This is a genomic window from Streptomyces saintjeani (assembly GCF_055409605.1).
Map to the genome: position 1 here is coordinate 9,501,028 of NZ_CP189624.1, position 14,958 is coordinate 9,515,985.

General features: G+C 71.2%; 15 protein-coding genes. 10 read left to right on the plus strand and 5 right to left on the minus strand.

The genetic code is table 11. The annotated features are described in order from the left end of the window. Positions 1-257 precede the first annotated feature (257 nt). From ACQCO7_RS42570 to ACQCO7_RS42590, 5 genes are all read left to right on the plus strand, one after another. The gene (locus ACQCO7_RS42570) at positions 258-1,073 is read left to right on the plus strand and encodes an oxidoreductase (protein ID WP_464076873.1); all 816 of its coding nucleotides are present in this window, start codon (positions 258-260) and stop codon (positions 1,071-1,073) included. A gap of 53 nt (positions 1,074-1,126) precedes the next feature. Then, positions 1,127-2,038, plus strand: coding sequence for an alpha/beta hydrolase (locus tag ACQCO7_RS42575; protein WP_464076874.1), 912 nt, complete (start codon positions 1,127-1,129; stop codon positions 2,036-2,038). Positions 2,039-2,083: 45 nt separating this feature from the next. Further along, a complete protein-coding gene (locus tag ACQCO7_RS42580; protein WP_464076875.1) occupies positions 2,084-3,097 on the plus strand; it encodes an NADP-dependent oxidoreductase in 1,014 nt (337 codons plus the stop codon). A 77-nt stretch (positions 3,098-3,174) separates the two neighbouring features. Beyond that, entirely contained in the window at positions 3,175-3,765 is a 591-nt protein-coding gene (locus ACQCO7_RS42585; protein ID WP_464076876.1) for a TetR family transcriptional regulator, read from the plus strand. A 421-nt stretch (positions 3,766-4,186) separates the two neighbouring features. Beyond that, a complete protein-coding gene (locus ACQCO7_RS42590) occupies positions 4,187-4,927 on the plus strand; it encodes a methyltransferase domain-containing protein (protein ID WP_464076877.1) in 741 nt (246 codons plus the stop codon). Positions 4,928-5,187: 260 nt separating this feature from the next. On the opposite strand, the gene ACQCO7_RS42595 is transcribed toward ACQCO7_RS42590, so the two are convergent. The 4 genes from ACQCO7_RS42595 to ACQCO7_RS42610 form a co-directional block, all read right to left on the minus strand. Next, complete coding sequence (locus ACQCO7_RS42595) at positions 5,188-5,829, minus strand: TetR/AcrR family transcriptional regulator (RefSeq protein ID WP_464076878.1); 642 nt, start codon at positions 5,827-5,829, stop codon at positions 5,188-5,190. Between the two features lie 77 nt (positions 5,830-5,906). Further along, a complete protein-coding gene (locus tag ACQCO7_RS42600) occupies positions 5,907-7,124 on the minus strand; it encodes a cytochrome P450 (protein ID WP_464076879.1) in 1,218 nt (405 codons plus the stop codon). Then, positions 7,121-8,344, minus strand: a complete 1,224-nt coding sequence (locus ACQCO7_RS42605) for an NAD(P)/FAD-dependent oxidoreductase (protein ID WP_464076880.1) — start codon at positions 8,342-8,344, stop codon at positions 7,121-7,123. Before ACQCO7_RS42605 ends, ACQCO7_RS42600 begins: the two co-directional genes overlap by 4 nt. Positions 8,345-8,346: 2 nt before the next feature. After that, positions 8,347-8,544 (minus strand): ferredoxin, encoded by a 198-nt coding sequence (locus ACQCO7_RS42610; protein WP_464076881.1) that lies wholly within the window; start codon positions 8,542-8,544, stop codon positions 8,347-8,349. Positions 8,545-8,660: 116 nt separating this feature from the next. On the opposite strand from ACQCO7_RS42610, the gene ACQCO7_RS42615 reads away from it, so the two are divergent. From ACQCO7_RS42615 to ACQCO7_RS42630, 4 genes are all read left to right on the plus strand, one after another. Beyond that, positions 8,661-9,155: an SDR family NAD(P)-dependent oxidoreductase gene (locus tag ACQCO7_RS42615; protein ID WP_464076882.1), complete on the plus strand. Its 495-nt coding sequence runs from the start codon at positions 8,661-8,663 to the stop codon at positions 9,153-9,155. Positions 9,156-9,173: 18 nt separating this feature from the next. Beyond that, complete coding sequence (locus tag ACQCO7_RS42620) at positions 9,174-9,935, plus strand: nuclear transport factor 2 family protein (protein WP_464076883.1); 762 nt, start codon at positions 9,174-9,176, stop codon at positions 9,933-9,935. 562 nt (positions 9,936-10,497) lie between these two features. Then, the gene (locus ACQCO7_RS42625; protein ID WP_464076884.1) at positions 10,498-11,475 is read left to right on the plus strand and encodes an LLM class flavin-dependent oxidoreductase; all 978 of its coding nucleotides are present in this window, start codon (positions 10,498-10,500) and stop codon (positions 11,473-11,475) included. Positions 11,476-11,619: 144 nt separating this feature from the next. Further along, a complete protein-coding gene (locus ACQCO7_RS42630; RefSeq protein ID WP_464076885.1) occupies positions 11,620-11,988 on the plus strand; it encodes a nuclear transport factor 2 family protein in 369 nt (122 codons plus the stop codon). Here ACQCO7_RS42630 and ACQCO7_RS42635 read toward each other — a convergent pair. Next, the gene (locus ACQCO7_RS42635; RefSeq protein WP_464076886.1) at positions 11,954-12,796 is read right to left on the minus strand and encodes a helix-turn-helix domain-containing protein; all 843 of its coding nucleotides are present in this window, start codon (positions 12,794-12,796) and stop codon (positions 11,954-11,956) included. The two genes, ACQCO7_RS42630 and ACQCO7_RS42635, sit on opposite strands and share 35 nt — an antisense overlap. A gap of 649 nt (positions 12,797-13,445) precedes the next feature. On the opposite strand from ACQCO7_RS42635, the gene ACQCO7_RS42640 reads away from it, so the two are divergent. After that, a complete protein-coding gene (locus tag ACQCO7_RS42640) occupies positions 13,446-14,891 on the plus strand; it encodes a transposase (RefSeq protein WP_464076887.1) in 1,446 nt (481 codons plus the stop codon). Positions 14,892-14,958: the final 67 nt, after the last annotated feature.

Consider the following 14,958-nt stretch of genomic DNA (forward strand, 5'->3'; position numbering starts at 1 on the left):
ATGTGCGCGGAGTGGCGGTGCGGGGTCCCGCCGCGTCCCGTGCACTCCCGGCCGCCGGGCAGGAGCGCGGCGGATCGCGGTGACCGGCAGGTCCGCGAGGACACGGGGCATTTCCCGGCCGCCACGGGGACGGGTCCGGCATCGTGGCCCACGAGCCGTACGCCGTGCTGAGCCTCGTCTTGCGGTCCGACTCGTTCCGGCATAGTCTTACGAACGTAAGATAAACGATCGTAATTCAACGATGCGGGGAGTCCGTGATGGCCACAGACCGGCTGGTAGCACTCGTGACGGGGGCCTCGTCGGGGATCGGCAACGCGACCGCTCGCGCCCTCGCCGTGGCCGGGTTCGAGGTGGTCGGGACCGGGCGGAGGACGGCGGATCTCACCCCGCCCGCCGGGGTGACCTTCCTCGACCTCGACGTGACCAGTGACGCGTCCGTCGCCGCCGCCGTCCAGGAGGTGATCGAACGGTTCGGCCGGATCGACGTCCTCGTCAACAACGCCGGTCTCGGCTCGGCGGGCGCCGTCGAGGAGAACTCCGTCGCCCAGGCCCAGAAGGTCTTCGACCTCAACTTCTTCGGCCTCCTGCGGATGACGAAGGCCGTCCTGCCGCACATGCGCGCCCAGGGCCGGGGCCGGATCATCAACCTCTCGTCCGTCCTCGGCGTCATCCCGCAGCCCTACATGGCCCTCTACGTCGCGGCGAAGCACGCCGTCGAGGGCTACTCCGAGTCCCTGGACCACGAGGTCCGCGAGCACGGCGTCCGCGTCCTGCTCGTCGAGCCCGGCTACACCCGCACCGCCTTCGACGCCAACGCCGCGCAGCCTGACACGCCGCTGCCGCTGTACGCCGAGCGGCGGCGCGTCTTCGACGAGGTGGTCGCCGAGGCGATGGAATCCGGCGACGACCCCGCGCTCGTCGCCAAGGAGATCGTCACGGCGGCCACCGCCCCCAAGCCGAAACTCCGCTACACCGCCGGACCGCTGGCCTCCCGCATCACCACCGCGCGCCGCCTCGCCCCCGCCGGGATCTTCGACAAGCAGATCCGCAAGTTCAACCGGATGCCCGGCTGACGCCCCCCTCCACCGACCCGATCCCTCCGACCCCTCCGAACAGGAGCACCACCATGGACATCAGCCCCGAAGCACAGGAGTTCGCGCGGTTCCTCGACGGCGTGCGCGCGCAGGCGGCGACACCCAGCCTCGACCTGGCCGTCGTGCGCGCCGTCGTCGACACCCACGCCGCCGCGTCGACCGAGCCGGAAGGCGTCACCTACGCCGACGTGGACGCCGACGGCGTCCCCGCCCTGTGGGTGATCCCCGAGGGCGCCGACCCCGGCAAGGCGCTGCTCCACTTCCACTTCGGCGGATCGGTCGCCGCCTCGATCGCCTCGGACCGCAAGGCCGCAGGCCACATCGCCAAGGCGGCCGGCGTCCGCTCCCTCGTCGTGGGCTTCCGCCTCGCGCCCGAGCACCCCCACCCGGCGCAGCTCGACGACGCCGAGACCGCCTACCGCTGGCTGCTCGCGCAGGGCTACGAGCCGCGGAACATCGGCAGCACCGGCCACTCCATCGGCGGCACCCTCGCGGTCATGCTGCCGCTGCGCCTGCTCGCCAGGGGCGAGGCGACCCCCGGGGCGATCGTCAGCATCTCGCCGTGGACCGACCTCACCCTCAGCGACCCGAAGGTCGACGAGAACGAGGAACACGACAAGATGCTCAGCCGGGGCACCCTCGAACTGTTCCGCTCCGCCTGGTTGCAGGACCCCGCCGTGGACTTCACCGCCCCGGACGTCAGCATCGCGAACGCCGACCTGACCGGCCTGCCGCCCACGGCCCTGCACTACGGCGAGTACGAGACGCTGGCCGGCGACGGCGCCGCCCTCGCCCGCCGGCTCACCGACTCCAAGGTCGTCTCCGAGGTCCGCCCGCTGCCCGCGGGCCAGCACTCCTTCATCCTCGGCGCGGGACGCGTACCCGAAGTGGACCGCGCGATCGGGCAGATGGGGCAGTGGCTCCGCCGCCACCTCGGCAACTGACACGGAAGACCGACCGAGAAGACCACGTGAAGGGAGACGGCTGACATGAAGGCATTCGTCGTCGAGAAGTACGGCCGGGACGGCCTGCGCGCAGCGGACGTTCCGGAGCCCGCCGTCGGGGACGGCGACGTCCTGGTCCGGGTCGCCGCCGCCAGTGTCAACCCGCTGGACAAAATGGTCCGCGACGGGGAGTTCAAACGGCTCCTGAAGTACAAACCGCCCTTCGTGCTCGGCCACGACGTCGCCGGCGTCGTGACACGGGTCGGGTCCGCCGTGCGGGACGTGGCCGTCGGCGACGAGGTCTACGCCCGCCCCCGCGACCTGCGGATCGGCGGCTTCGCGGAGTTCATCGCGATCGACCAGGACGACGTCGCCCCCAAGCCGAAGTCGCTCACCCTCCAGGAGGCGGCGGCGGTGCCGCTGGTGGCCCTGACCGCCTGGCAGATCCTCGTCGACCGGGCCCGGGTACGGCCGGGGCAGAAGGTGCTCGTCCACGCCGGTGCCGGCGGCCTCGGCTCGACGGTCGTCCAGCTCGCCAAGCACCTCGGGGCCACGGTGGCGACCACCGCGAGCAGCCGCAACCAGGAACCGGTCACGAGCCTCGGCGCCGACATCGTCGTCGACTACGCCAAGGACGACTTCGCACAGGTGCTGTCCGGCTACGACCTGGTGCTGGACTCCCTGGGCGGGGAGAACCTCACGAAGTCGCTGACCGTGCTGAAGCCGGGCGGCCTGGCCATCGGCGTCACCGGCCCGCCGGACGCCGGGTTCGCCCGACAGCTCGGCGCCCCCGCGCTCCTCGGCGTGGCCATGAACGCGCTCAGCCGCAAGGTCCGCAAGCGGGCCGAGGCCCTGGGCGTGCGCTACGAGTTCTTCTTCATGCGGGCCGGCGGCTCCCAGCTCCGCGAACTCGCCGCCCTCTACGACAGCGGGCGGCTCCGCCCGGTCGTCGACCGCACGTTCCCCTTCGACCGGACGCCCGAAGCGATGGCGTACGTAGAACAGGGCCGCACCGGGGCCGGGAAGGTCGTGATCTCGATGACCCCCGACGGGGACTGAACTGGGCTGATGTCCCAGGGGACATGCGGTGACGGAGCCGGCGGAGGGCGTTTCCGGCGGGCGGAGGGAGGGGGCGCGTGGCGCGTTACGGGAAAGAGCACAAGCAGGGGACCAGGCAGCGGATCGTCGAGACCGCCGGCCGCCGCTTCAAGCGGGACGGCATCGACGGCTCGGGCATCTCCGCGCTGATGGCGGACGCCGGACTGACCAACGGCGCCTTCTACGCCCACTTCGCGTCCAAGGACGACCTCGTGGCCGTCGCCGTCGCCGACCAACTGCGCGTCCAGCACGCGAGCGTCGTCGAGCAGGCGGCGCCCGGCATCGCCGGACTCGAACAGATCGTGCGGTGGTACCTGTCGCCCCAGCACCGCGACAGCCCCGGCGACGGCTGCCCCTCCGCCGCGCTCCTCGACGAGATCGGGCGCCGCGCGGACGAGACCAGGCAGGCGTACACCGAGGGTGTGCTCGTCGTCGTCGACGGCCTCGCCGCCCGCCTGGCGCCGGCCGATCCGCACTCGGCGCGCACGAAGACCCTCGGCGTCTACGGCATGCTGGCCGGCACGCTCCAGCTCTCCCGCGCCCTGGCCGACCGGCGCCTCTCTGACGAACTCCTCGACGAGGGCATCCGCAACGCCCTCACCCTCTTCGGCATACCGCGGTCCCCCTGACCCACCGCGGCGCCGGTCACCTGCCGAGTCCCGGGGCCCGGGCGGGAAAGGCGGCCTGCACGGGGGCGCCGCCCAGCGCGGCCACCGTACAGAGCGTCGCGGCCGGCGTCCGGTCCCCGCCGGTGCGAACGGCGTGCGCACGCCATGCGCCAGTGACCGGGAGCGGGGCACCGGCAGGGCCGCCGTGACGGTCACCGGGTGGCCGGTGACGTCCTCGCCCAGCGCGCCGAAGGTGCCGGCGCCGTTCGAACCGTGCGCGGGAGACCGTACTCGCGGTCCCCGTGTCTGCGTCTCGCCGGACTCGTCGGCACCCGCTGCGGGGCAGTTTTCTGACAGTTCGGGGATTTCGTAACAAAAGAAGGTAATCATCTGGAAGGGTGATGGTATCGAGATGAGCAGAGCAGGGGGCGGAATGTCGGTCATGAAGTCAGGAGTCAAGCGGCTCCTGAGGCGCGCCGGATTCGACATCGTGCGCAGCACCAGAATCCAGGGCGGGGTCGACGAGTTCATCCCGTTCGAGGCGACGATGAGCGCCGCACGGGCGGCCGGTCTGCCGGTCGGTGACTACATCGACGAGGTCATGAACGGGACCCCCGGCGCCACCCGGTCCACCATCGACCGGCTCCGCGCCCTGGGCGTCTTCGCCGCGGGCCCGCACACGGTGCTGGAGATCGGTCCCGGGTCCGGACGGTACCTGGAGAAGACGCTCAAGGAGTGCTCACCCGACCGCTACGAGATCTACGAGACGGCGGCGCCCTGGGCCGACTACCTCGTGGACACGTTCGGCGTGGTCGCCCGGCCGACCGAGGGATGCAGTCTCGCCCCCACACCCGACGGCAGCATCGACCTCGTCCAGGCCCACAAGGTCTTCAACACCGTGACCTTCCTCTGCGCCTCCCGCTACTTCTTCGAGATGGCCCGTGTCACGCGACCCGGTGGCCGGATCGTCTTCGACGTCATGACGGAGACCTGCCTGGACCCGGCCGCGGTGCGCACCTGGGCGACGAAGGGCGGCGAGGGGCACGACTCCTTCCCGGCCGCCATGCCCCGCCGCACCTGCGTGGACCTCTTCGAAACCCTCGGCTGCGACCTGGAGGCCGCCTTCCCGGCCCCCCTGGGTGTCGCCACCACCGAGGTCCTCGTCTTCAGGAAGAGGCCCTGACCCCGGACCGCCCACCACGCCCCCTCCCGGCCTCGCGCCGGCATCGCGCCGGCCCCGACACCGTCCGCCACCGATCCCCGGACCTTCACCGGAGCCCTCGCCCGCCCCGCCGGACGTCCCCGATACCAGGACCGCACACCTGGCCACGCATCCTGGAGATACGCCTCGCGGACGGCACGGCGGCGTCGGACGAACCGCGTGACGGTGGAGTGGTCCACTCGCCGGTTCGGGGTGGTGATCCGGCAGCCCGCATCGTCATGTCACGGTCGGCGGTCGGCCGGCCACAGGTCGAACTGGGCGGAGACGCGGGACAACAGGCTTTCCTCGCTGCCGTTGCGCATGACCAGCGTGAGCGTGAGGCAGCCGTGTACCGCGGCCCAGACGGCGTCGGCGGTCGTGGTGACCTCGCCGGGCACGCACCAGCCCTGCTTCTGGCACGCTTCCACCGCGGTGATCCACCGGTAGCGCAGCTGGCCGAGGTGGTCGGGCAGCGGTTCGCCCGGCTGCCAGTTCGCGGGGTGGGTGGCGAACATGATGCGCGTGAGACCGCGCCGGCGGTACAGGAACCGGCAGTAGGCCGCCGCCTGAGCCCGCAGCACGGCCGGCGGCTCTTGGTCCGCGCACTCCTGGACGGCCTGGTCGAGTTCGCGCAGCAGCAGGGTGAAGCCGGTGTCGACGGCGGCGGAGATCAGGTCTTCCTTGCTGGCGAAGTGGCGGTAGATGCTCGGGGTGGCGATGCCGACCTCGCGGGCGATCTCGCGCAGGGAGAACGCCAGCCGCGGGAGTTTGTAGTCGTCACTGGCCATGAGTTCCACGGCGTCGAGCAGCTTGGTCCGGACGTCGCGGCCTGCTGCGGTCGCGCCGTCGCTGCCGGTGTCATCAGCGGGAACGGGATTGGTCACGCGAGGAGAATACGGGTCCGGCCCGCGCCGGGCCGGACCCAGGTGGGCGGACGGTCACCGATGGTGCCGGTGACCGGTCACCACGTCACCCACAACTGCTCCAGGCCGTAGATGACCGCGGTGGTCCGGTAGGTGACGGGCTTGCCGGGGGCCAGGCGCAGACCGGGGATGCGCTCGAACAGGCGCGGGAGCGCGACTTGCAGCTCGACCCGCGCGAGGTTCTGCCCGAGGCACTGGTGCACGCCGTAGCCGAAGGCGACGTGGTTGCGGGCGGCACGGGTCAGGCTCAGCGCGCTGGCGGGCGCGTCTTCGCGGTCGAAGACGGCGGGGTCGAAGTTGGCGGCGTTGAGCGAGGCGATGATCGCGTCCCCGGCGCGCACCGGGCAGCCGCCCAGTTCGGTGTCCTTGGCCACCACGCGGCGCGGTTCGCCCTGGTTGACGCTGAGGAACCGGAGCAGCTCCTCGACCGCGCCGGGCACCGCCTCGGGCTGCTCGCGCAGGATGCGCAGTTGGCCGGGATGCTCCAGCAGGGCCCGGACCGACAGCCCGAGCATGTTGGCGGTGGTGTCCTGGCCGCCGGCGAACAGCACCAGCAGCATGCGCTTGACCGCGTCGGTGTCGAGCTCGCCGGTGGCGAGGTGGTCGTGCACCAGGCGGCTGACGATGTCCGTGCCGGGATCGGCCGTCTTCTCGGCGATGACCCGGTCGAACATCTCGTTCAGCTCATGGTGCGCGCGCTGATGTTCCTCCTCGGAGGAGGCGTAGTCGGTGGCGATGAGCACATGCTCGGCGAACGCGACGCGATCGGCGTCGGACAGGCCCATCATCTCGCAGATCACGCGGGCGGGCAGTTGGTGCGCGAAGTGCTCGACGAAGTCCACCGGCGCGGATTCGCCGCGCCGCAGCAGGTCGTCGATGAGGTCGTCGGTGATCTCCAGGACCCGGGGGCGCAGGGCCTCGACCCGCTTGACGCTGAACTCCCGGCTCATGATCCGCCGGTCGCGGGCGTGTTCGGGGTCGTCCTCGCGCATGATCGCGCCGGCTTCGGTGACGCGAGAGGTCGGGGTCGCCACCGGGAACCCGTCGCGGGTGACGTCGGAACTGAAGTGCTCGGCGTCACCGAGCATCGCTCGCACCTGGTCGTAGCGGGTCACGAGCCAGGTCCGGCCGCCGTCCCAGGTCGGGACCCGGTGCAGCCCGCCTTCCTCACGGAAGCGCGTGTACTCCTCCGGCGGCGCGTAGGGGCAGGTTCGCGGGAGCGGGAAGACTTCGGTGGTGTTGTCGGTGGTGGTCATGCGGGGGTGGTCTCCTTCCAGGGGGCGCGGTCGGCCACGGCGGTCCGCCAGGCGCGCAGCGCGCGGGGCATGCCGACGCCGAGTGCGCCGCGTACCAGGCCGTCGCGACGGGACACGCCGATGAAGCGGCGGGCGTCGAGGGAGCCGTCGACGACGGTGAACTCGTCGTCGGCGTCGAGCGTGCCGAAGGTCTGGAGTCTCAGGTCGTACTGGTCGGACCAGAAGTAGGGCACGGACGGCGCTGGGGTGAACTGTGGGTCGAGCAGGGCGCGGGCGACCGCGCGGCCCTGTTCGGTGGCGTTGAGCCGGTGTTCGTAGCGGTGGTGTTCGCCGGTGCGGGGGTCCTGCCAGGCGGCGACGTCGCCGGCGGCGTAGATGCCGGGTGCGGCTTGGCCTCGTGGGTCGCACAGCACGCCGCCCGACCCGGTGGCGGGTGCGCGTCCGCCGATCGTGACCGGGCTGCCGGCCAGCCATTGCACCGCCGGTGTCGCGCCGATGGCGACCAGGACGGTGTCGGCGGGCAGCACGGTGCCGTCGGCGAGTTCCACCCCGGTGACATGGCCGTCGGCCGCGTGCAGGCCGGTGACGGGAGGGCAGGAGCAGCGCAGGTCCACGCCGTGCTCGCGGTGCACCTCGGCCAGCCAGTCGCCGATCTCGCGGTTGACGATGCGGGCCAGTGGCCAGGCCAGCGGGTCGATCACGGTCACCTCGGCGCCGAGTCCGCGGGCGACGGCGGCGGCCTCGGCGCCCAGGACCCCGGCGCCCAGCACCACCAGCCGACGACCGGGCGTCAGCTCGGCGCGCAGGGTGAGCGCGTCGTGCAGGGTGCGCAGTACGTGGACCCCGCTGATCCCGTCGCTGCCGGGCAGCCGGCGGGCACGTACGCCGGTGGTCACGACCAGCGCGTCGTAGGGGATGCGGTCGCCGTCGGTGAGTACGACCTCGCGGGAGTCGGCGTCCAGGGCGGCGGCGGGCCGTCCGAGTCTCATGGTCACGGCCAGCTCGTCCAGGTGTGCCTGCTCGCGCAGGACCAGCCGCTCGGGCGACCAGTCGCCGGTGAGCAGTTGCTTGGACAGGGGCGGACGGTCGTAGGGCGGATGGGGTTCGTCACCGATCAGCGTCAGCTCGCCCCGGTAGCCCTGGCCGCGAGCCGCTTCCACCACGGCGAGACCGGCGGCCGAGGCGCCGACCACCACGACGCGGCCCGGTTCTGAGGCCATCGTCAGTTCTCCGTGACGTGGATGCACGCCGCGGGGCAGATCTGCGCCGCCTCACGGACCGCGTCGTGGTGGCCGCTGTCGGGGGTGTCGGTCAGCAGGACCACGATGCCGTCCTCGTCGCGCTGGTCGAACACCTCGGGCGCGGCGAGCACGCACTGCCCGCCGGCGCAGCACTTGTCCTCTTCGACGGTGATCTTCATCGAGCTTCCCTCCGGGTTCTGGGACGATCACGTCCACCACTGACGCTAACACTTGTTAGCTGATACCCTAACAGTCGTTAGCGTGGTTGGTAGTGATCACAACACGGAGGCTGTAAATGGGTATCGACTTCACCGGCCGGGTCGCCGTCATCACCGGCGCCGGCAACGGTCTGGGCGCCGAGTACGCCCGCACGCTCGCCCGTCTGGGCGCGGCCGTGGTCGTCAACGACATCGGCAGCGGCCCCGACGGAACCCCGGACGGCACCACGCCCGCCGAACAGGTCGTCGCGCGGATCACCGCCGCCGGTGGCCGCGCGATCGCCAACACCGACAGCGTCGTCGACCCGGACGGGGGCCGCGCCGTCGTCGAGGCGGCGGTCAAGGAGTTCGGCCGCCTGGACATCGTGGTCAACAACGCCGGCAACCGGCGCAACTCGCCCATCGACGAGGTGACCCCGCAGGACTTCGAAGCGATCCTGGCCGTGCATCTCAAGGGCGCCCTGCACGTCAGCCAGCCCGCGTTCGCCGTGATGAAGGAGCAGGGGTACGGGCGGCTGCTGTTCACCAGCTCGTCGGCCGGCCTGTTCGGCAACGCCGGACAGGCGTCCTAGGCCGCGGCCAAGGCAGGCGTGTTCGGGCTCGCGCAGGCGCTGGCCATCGAGGGCGAGCCGCACGGAATCCTGGCCAACGTCCTGCTGCCGATGGCCGGCACCCCGCGCGCCACCGCCGGCATGACCGCTCAGGCCAACGCCGCGGCCGGGGTCCAGGCGGCGTCCAGGTCCGACGGTGACACCGAACTGGTGAGCGCGCTGGTCGCCTACCTGGTCAGCCAGGAGAACACCCTCACCCACGAGGTGTTCGCCAGCGCCGGCGGTCGCTACTACAGCGCCTTCGTCGGTACCACGCCCGGCTGGCGCCACACCGGCGACCAGGTGCCCGCACCGGACGAGATCGGCGCACACCTGGAGCAGATCCGGTCGCGCAGCGGCTACTACGTTCCGGACTCCCTCGGCGCCGACATCGCGGTCAGCATGCCGACGGCCCTCAGCGCCCCGCAGCCTGTGCGTTCTCCCGCCGAAGCGGCACGCGGGTACTTCGACGCGTTGCTGCACGAGGACGCCGACGCGATGCAGGCACTGTTCGCCGAAGACGCCGTGCTCGACGTCCCCGGGACCAAGCTGACCGGGAACGCGGCGATCACCGCGTTCTACCGGAAACTGTTCACCACCGGCGGCCCGCGGCCCGTGCCCGGCCCGCTGCTGGTCGACGGTGACCGCGTGGCCGTGGAGATCGAGGTGCGCTACCAAGGGCAGGACCTGCGGTTTGCCGACTTCTTCACCGCCGACCACGAAGGACGCCTCACACGTGTGGCCGCCTACCAGGCCGCATGAACCATGGCCGGCATGCACGGACAGCGGCGGGAGAACCGCGGTCCAGCGGTCGCGCCCTCGTGGTCGTCTGCTCGACGCTGGCCAACCACGCGGCACGCGAACTCGCCGTCCGGCAACGGCCCGCCAGATGACAGCGTTGCTCCCTGGGCCGGCATCGCCGCGTGACTGTCCGGCCCCGGTTCGACCAGGGCACCGTGCATGCAGCCGCCTCGGCCGTCGCTGAGGCTTTTCGAGCCGGCGGCGCTGACCGCGAGTCGGACTGTCCTGCACAACGACGAAGCTCCTGGCAGACGGGTTCTCGACCAAGATCACCCGTGTCCGCCAGGAGCTTCGCGTGCTTGTCTGTCCAGCCGCACCTTGCGGTTCCTACGCCAGTCTGCACGTGACCGCGGAGGACGGGCAGTTCACGCGGGGCGCACTTCGAGGAAGACCCGGTGATCGCACGTCCGTATCCGGCAGAGAGGGACTCTCAGGCGCAGGTCAGCCGTGCGTCAGGAGGCGGTGCTTGGATCACTCAGCGGCATTGTCCGAATCCTCAGAACCCGAGAAGAAGAGGCATGCGATGGCACCCTCAGACCAGTCCACCCGCCTAGGCGTTCTGCTGCCGACCCGTGAACAGGCCATTCTCGGCGACTTCACCGCCTCGCCCTTGCTGGAGTTCGCCCGCCAGGCCGAAGACCTCGGCTTCGACTCGCTGTGGACGGGCGACTCGCTGACCGCGCGGCCCCGGCTCGACCCGCTGGTGGTGCTGTCCGCCGCCGGCGCGGTGACACGTTCCCTGACTCTCGGCACCGCCGCCCTCACACCGGCGCTGCGCCATCCCCTCATCGGCGCCAACATGGTGAGCAGCCTCGACCACGTCTGCGGGGGGCGCCTGGTCATGGGTCTGGGGTCGGGCTTCCCGGTCCCGGAGACGGAGGCCGAGTTCGCCGCCGTGGGAGCGTCGTTCGCGGGGCGGGCCGGCCGGCTCGACGAGATCGCCGCACTGTGGCGGACCGCCTGGGGGCAGGAGAGGGCGCAGTCGTTCGACGGGCGGTACTGGCAGGCCGACGGGCTCGACCGGCTTCCGAGCCCGGCCCGCCCCGGCGGCCCCCCGCTGTGGCTGGCGGGCAGCGACACACCACGCGTACTGGCCCGGGTGGCACGGCTGTACGACGGCTGGCTGCCGTTCCTGCCGTCGGCCGAGGCGTACGGCACGGCCTGGCGGCAGCTGGATGAGCTGCGGGCGCAGGCGGGGCGGCCCGAGGGCGCGGTGGTGCCCGGCTTCTACGCCACGATCACCGTCGGTGCCGACGAAGCCGAGGCGAAGGCCGAGTTGGAGCACTACATCGAGCACTACTACGGCCGCACCCTGGAGCAGATGTCGGCGATCCAGGCGTACGCCTGGGGCAGGCCCGAGCACTGCGCCGAGTGGCTGGCCGACTATGTGCGGGCGGGGGCGCGGCACATCGTGCTCCGGATCGGATCGCTGCGTCCGGAGACGCAGTTGAAGGAGATCTCCGAAGTGCTGCTGCCGGCGGTGCGGGCGGTCACGGTCTGACGCGAGCGGTGTGCGGGGGCGTGCCGGTCGCCCGCGACCGACGATTACCTGACGGGTAATCGACAGCTCACTCCGCCTCCCGGCACAGTGATCATGTGGCCGCGCCGACACCGCGGCTTCTGAACGAGAACTGAGGAGAACAGCATGACGACGTACGCCACCGCTGCCGAACGCTACTTCGCCGCCTGGAACGCCGACGGACCCGAGGCGATCGCGAAGGCGGTGTCCGAGGCATTCACCGAGGACGCCACCTACACCGACCCGCTGGCGGACGTGGCGGGCCACGACGGCATCACCGCCGCCATTGCCGGTGCGCACGAGCAGTTCCCGGGCTTCGAGTTCCGGATGAAGGGCGCGGTGGACGGCAACCACCACATCGCCCGCTTCTCGTGGGACCTGGTGTCGAGGGCCGACGGCTCTTCCCCGGCCGGCGGCTCCGACGTCATCACCATCGCCGACGACGGCCGCATCATCTCCGTCAGCGGCTTCCTGGACCGGGCTCCCGGGGCCTGACCTCGCCGAGCGTGTCCCGCAGGGCGGCGGCCGTCGCCGGGTCCGAGGGCAGGAAGGTCTCGATGGCCAGCTCGGAGACGGTCACGTCCAGCGGGGTGTTGAAGGTCGTCAGCGTCGAGATGAACGACAGGTGCCGTCCCCGCCACTCGATCAACAGCGGTAGCGCGTAGGCGGCGGGGGTCTCCGGCTCCACGGGACGCGCGTCGGTGCCGGTGTAGGCGGCCACCTCCCGGTAGAGGCCGACCAGGGCCGCCGAACCGGTCACCGAGATCTGCCGTTCCATCTGGCTCAGCAGGTGGGTGCGCCACTGAGCGAAGTTGCGGATCCGGGGGGCCAGGCCCTCCGGATGCAGCGTCAGGCGCAACGTGTTGATGGGGGGCTCCAGGAGGTGACCGGCGACCCCCTCGATGAGCGCGAGCAGACTGCGGTTGGCCCCCACGACGTTGTAGAGGGCGTCGTGGACGAGGGCGGGGTTCGGCTCGTGGTGTTCCAGCAGGCGGTCGAGTTCACCGCTGAACGTCTTCATGGCCGGGTCGTCCAGCGGGGTCTCTGAGAAGACCGGGGCGAAGCCGGCCGCGATGAGTAAGGTGTTCCGGTCGCGTACGGGCACTTCGAGATGCTCGGTGAGCCGCATCAGCAGGGAGTGGCTGGGGCGGGCCCGGCCGGTCTCGATGAAGCTGATGTGCCGGGCCGAGGTGTCGGCCCGGGAGGCGAGCTCGAGTTGGCTGACCTTGCGCCGGTCACGCCATGTGCGCAGCAGTACTCCGACGTCGGGGGCACTGGGCGACCGCAGTAGTTGGTTGATCACCACTCAACATTAACTGCGGAGAGCGACAAGCCCAATACTTCACGCACGCGCACCAGTTGACGCGGACGAGGTCTCACACCGGCTCGGCCGGCCGGCGCATCGACAGGCCCGGCAGGTAGGCGGCGTCGCATCCACAAGCGCGGGCGACGGTCACCGCCAGGGTGCCGGTGGAGGCCGGCTGGTCGACCACGACCAGGACTTTCCCTTGCGCTTGAGGCGGCCTCCCGCAGCTGGGGCTCGCCGTCGGGCAGCGGCTTGTCGAAGGTCGTCCGTCGGCCGACAAGGCCGTGGTGGGTGGACTCGCCCACGTCCAGGGCGCAGAACACAGCGATCGAGGTGAAGTCATTGCTGGTCACGGGGCTATCCCGCCGCAGTCACGACCGGTGGCCCACGGGGTACCGGAGATCGGCAGCCACATTACGCAGCCCTGCCTGCCGGCGGACACGCTTCCACCAGCGATCAACCGGTGCCACCGGGACCGGCGACAGCACCCCCCGGATCATCGAGGACAGGGGCGGTTCTGGCTCACGGATGCTGTTGGTGATCTTCATCCGGTGAGGTCAATGGTTTGGGCTCTGCTCCCATTGCGTTGAGGGTTGTGCTCTGTTGGTGGGAGCGGGGCGGCCTCGGCGGTCCAAGGGGGACCGCGATGGCAATGGGCGTGAGTTCGGGGCGGGCGATCCCGGCGCCGACGGTGCGGGTGGCACGGGCGAGCAACCCGCGGGGCACGGTAGCGATGTGGGTACGCGACCGGCTCGACGAACTCTTCACGGACGGCGATTTCGCCGACTGGTATCCGGCCAATGGCCGGCGGGGGATGTCACCGGCCGGGCTGGCCATGGTCTCGGTGTTGCAGTACGCGGAGAACCTCACCGATCGGCAGGCGGCCGAAGCGGTCCGTTGCCGGTCGGACTGGAAGTACTGCCTGAGCATGGAGTTGGACGACTCTGGGGTCGATCATTCGGTGCTCAGCGAGTTCCGGGACCGGATGGCCCGGGGCGATCGCGCCGATCGCCTCCTGGCGGTGGTGGTCGACCGGCTGGTGGCCGCCGGTCTGGTGGGACGGCGGGGCCGGGTACGGACCGATTCGACGCATGTGCTGGCCGCCGTGCGCACGCTGAACCGTGTCGAGTTGGTCGGCGAGACGATGCGCAGGGCGCTGGAGCAGCTCAGTGAGACCGGTGAGGACTGGCCGGCGCCGCTGGTTACTGCGGAGTGGGCGCGACGCTACGGGCGGCCGGTGCGCTACGAGCGGCTGCCGCGCAGTCCGGAGGACCGCTTGGAGTACGCCCTTGAGGTCGGTGCGGACGGCGTCCGGCTGTTGAGTGCCCTATACGGCACTGATGCACCGCACCGGCTGCGAGGGCTGCCGGGAGTGCAGGTTCTGAGGCAGGTGTGGTTGCAGCAGTACTGGTTCGACGGAGAGGGACAACTGCGCCGGCGTGAGCCGAAGTCCACACATGACAGGCGGTCCGGGCGGGAGACCCCACGTCGGTCTGCCGTCGCGGAGGCCCAGGGCCGGCCGGATCCCGCGGTCGCGCGGGTGCCCTGGGCCGGCGTGGAGATCGTTACCCCGCATGACGCCGAGGCCCGCTTCAGCCGGAAGGTTGTCTCATCCGGGGCCCGGTCATGGATCGGCTACCGCGATCACCAGACGGAGACGTGCGACGGCACCGGCCCGAACGTGATCATCCAGGTGGTCACGGCCCCCGCCCCGGAACAGGACATCGACGCCCTTCCACGGATCCATGAGGGCCTGACGGTCCAGGGGTTCCGCCCCGCGCAGCACCTGGTCGACGGCGGTTGCATCAGCCCCTCCACCATGCACCGGGCTCTCAGCGAGTACGGAATCAGGCTCACCGGTCCCATGCGCACAGTGTCCAGCGACCGTGAGCACCCCGGCTTCGACAAACGCGACTTCCGTCCCGACTGGGAGCAGCACACCCTGACCTGCCCGCGCGGTGAAACCCGTTTTCCCCGGAACGAAACCCGCCTGGACGGCCGTCCGCAGTACTCGGTCCGCTTCCCGACGGCCGTCTGCCGCGCCTGCGCGGACCGCGCACGGCCCAGGCAATGGCGGTCGAACAACGCGTGAGAGGGCGGCCGGTTCAGACCGGCCGCCCTCGTCGGTGCCATCGCGGGCGCGCTTCGGACACCCGGTC

What these genes read in the sequence shown, in the direction of transcription:
- ACQCO7_RS42570 (WP_464076873.1), top strand. Translation starts at nt 258, where the DNA reads ATGGCCACAGACCGGCTGGTAGCACTCGTGACGGGGGCCTCGTCGGGG.
- ACQCO7_RS42575 (WP_464076874.1), top strand. Translation starts at nt 1,127, where the DNA reads ATGGACATCAGCCCCGAAGCACAGGAGTTCGCGCGGTTCCTCGACGGC.
- ACQCO7_RS42580 (WP_464076875.1), top strand. Translation starts at nt 2,084, where the DNA reads ATGAAGGCATTCGTCGTCGAGAAGTACGGCCGGGACGGCCTGCGCGCA.
- ACQCO7_RS42590 (WP_464076877.1), top strand. Translation starts at nt 4,187, where the DNA reads ATGAAGTCAGGAGTCAAGCGGCTCCTGAGGCGCGCCGGATTCGACATC.
- ACQCO7_RS42600 (WP_464076879.1), bottom strand. Translation starts at nt 7,124, where the DNA reads ATGACCACCACCGACAACACCACCGAAGTCTTCCCGCTCCCGCGAACC.
- ACQCO7_RS42605 (WP_464076880.1), bottom strand. Translation starts at nt 8,344, where the DNA reads ATGGCCTCAGAACCGGGCCGCGTCGTGGTGGTCGGCGCCTCGGCCGCC.
- ACQCO7_RS42610 (WP_464076881.1), bottom strand. Translation starts at nt 8,544, where the DNA reads ATGAAGATCACCGTCGAAGAGGACAAGTGCTGCGCCGGCGGGCAGTGC.
- ACQCO7_RS42615 (WP_464076882.1), top strand. Translation starts at nt 8,661, where the DNA reads ATGGGTATCGACTTCACCGGCCGGGTCGCCGTCATCACCGGCGCCGGC.
- ACQCO7_RS42625 (WP_464076884.1), top strand. Translation starts at nt 10,498, where the DNA reads ATGGCACCCTCAGACCAGTCCACCCGCCTAGGCGTTCTGCTGCCGACC.
- ACQCO7_RS42630 (WP_464076885.1), top strand. Translation starts at nt 11,620, where the DNA reads ATGACGACGTACGCCACCGCTGCCGAACGCTACTTCGCCGCCTGGAAC.
- ACQCO7_RS42640 (WP_464076887.1), top strand. Translation starts at nt 13,446, where the DNA reads ATGGCAATGGGCGTGAGTTCGGGGCGGGCGATCCCGGCGCCGACGGTG.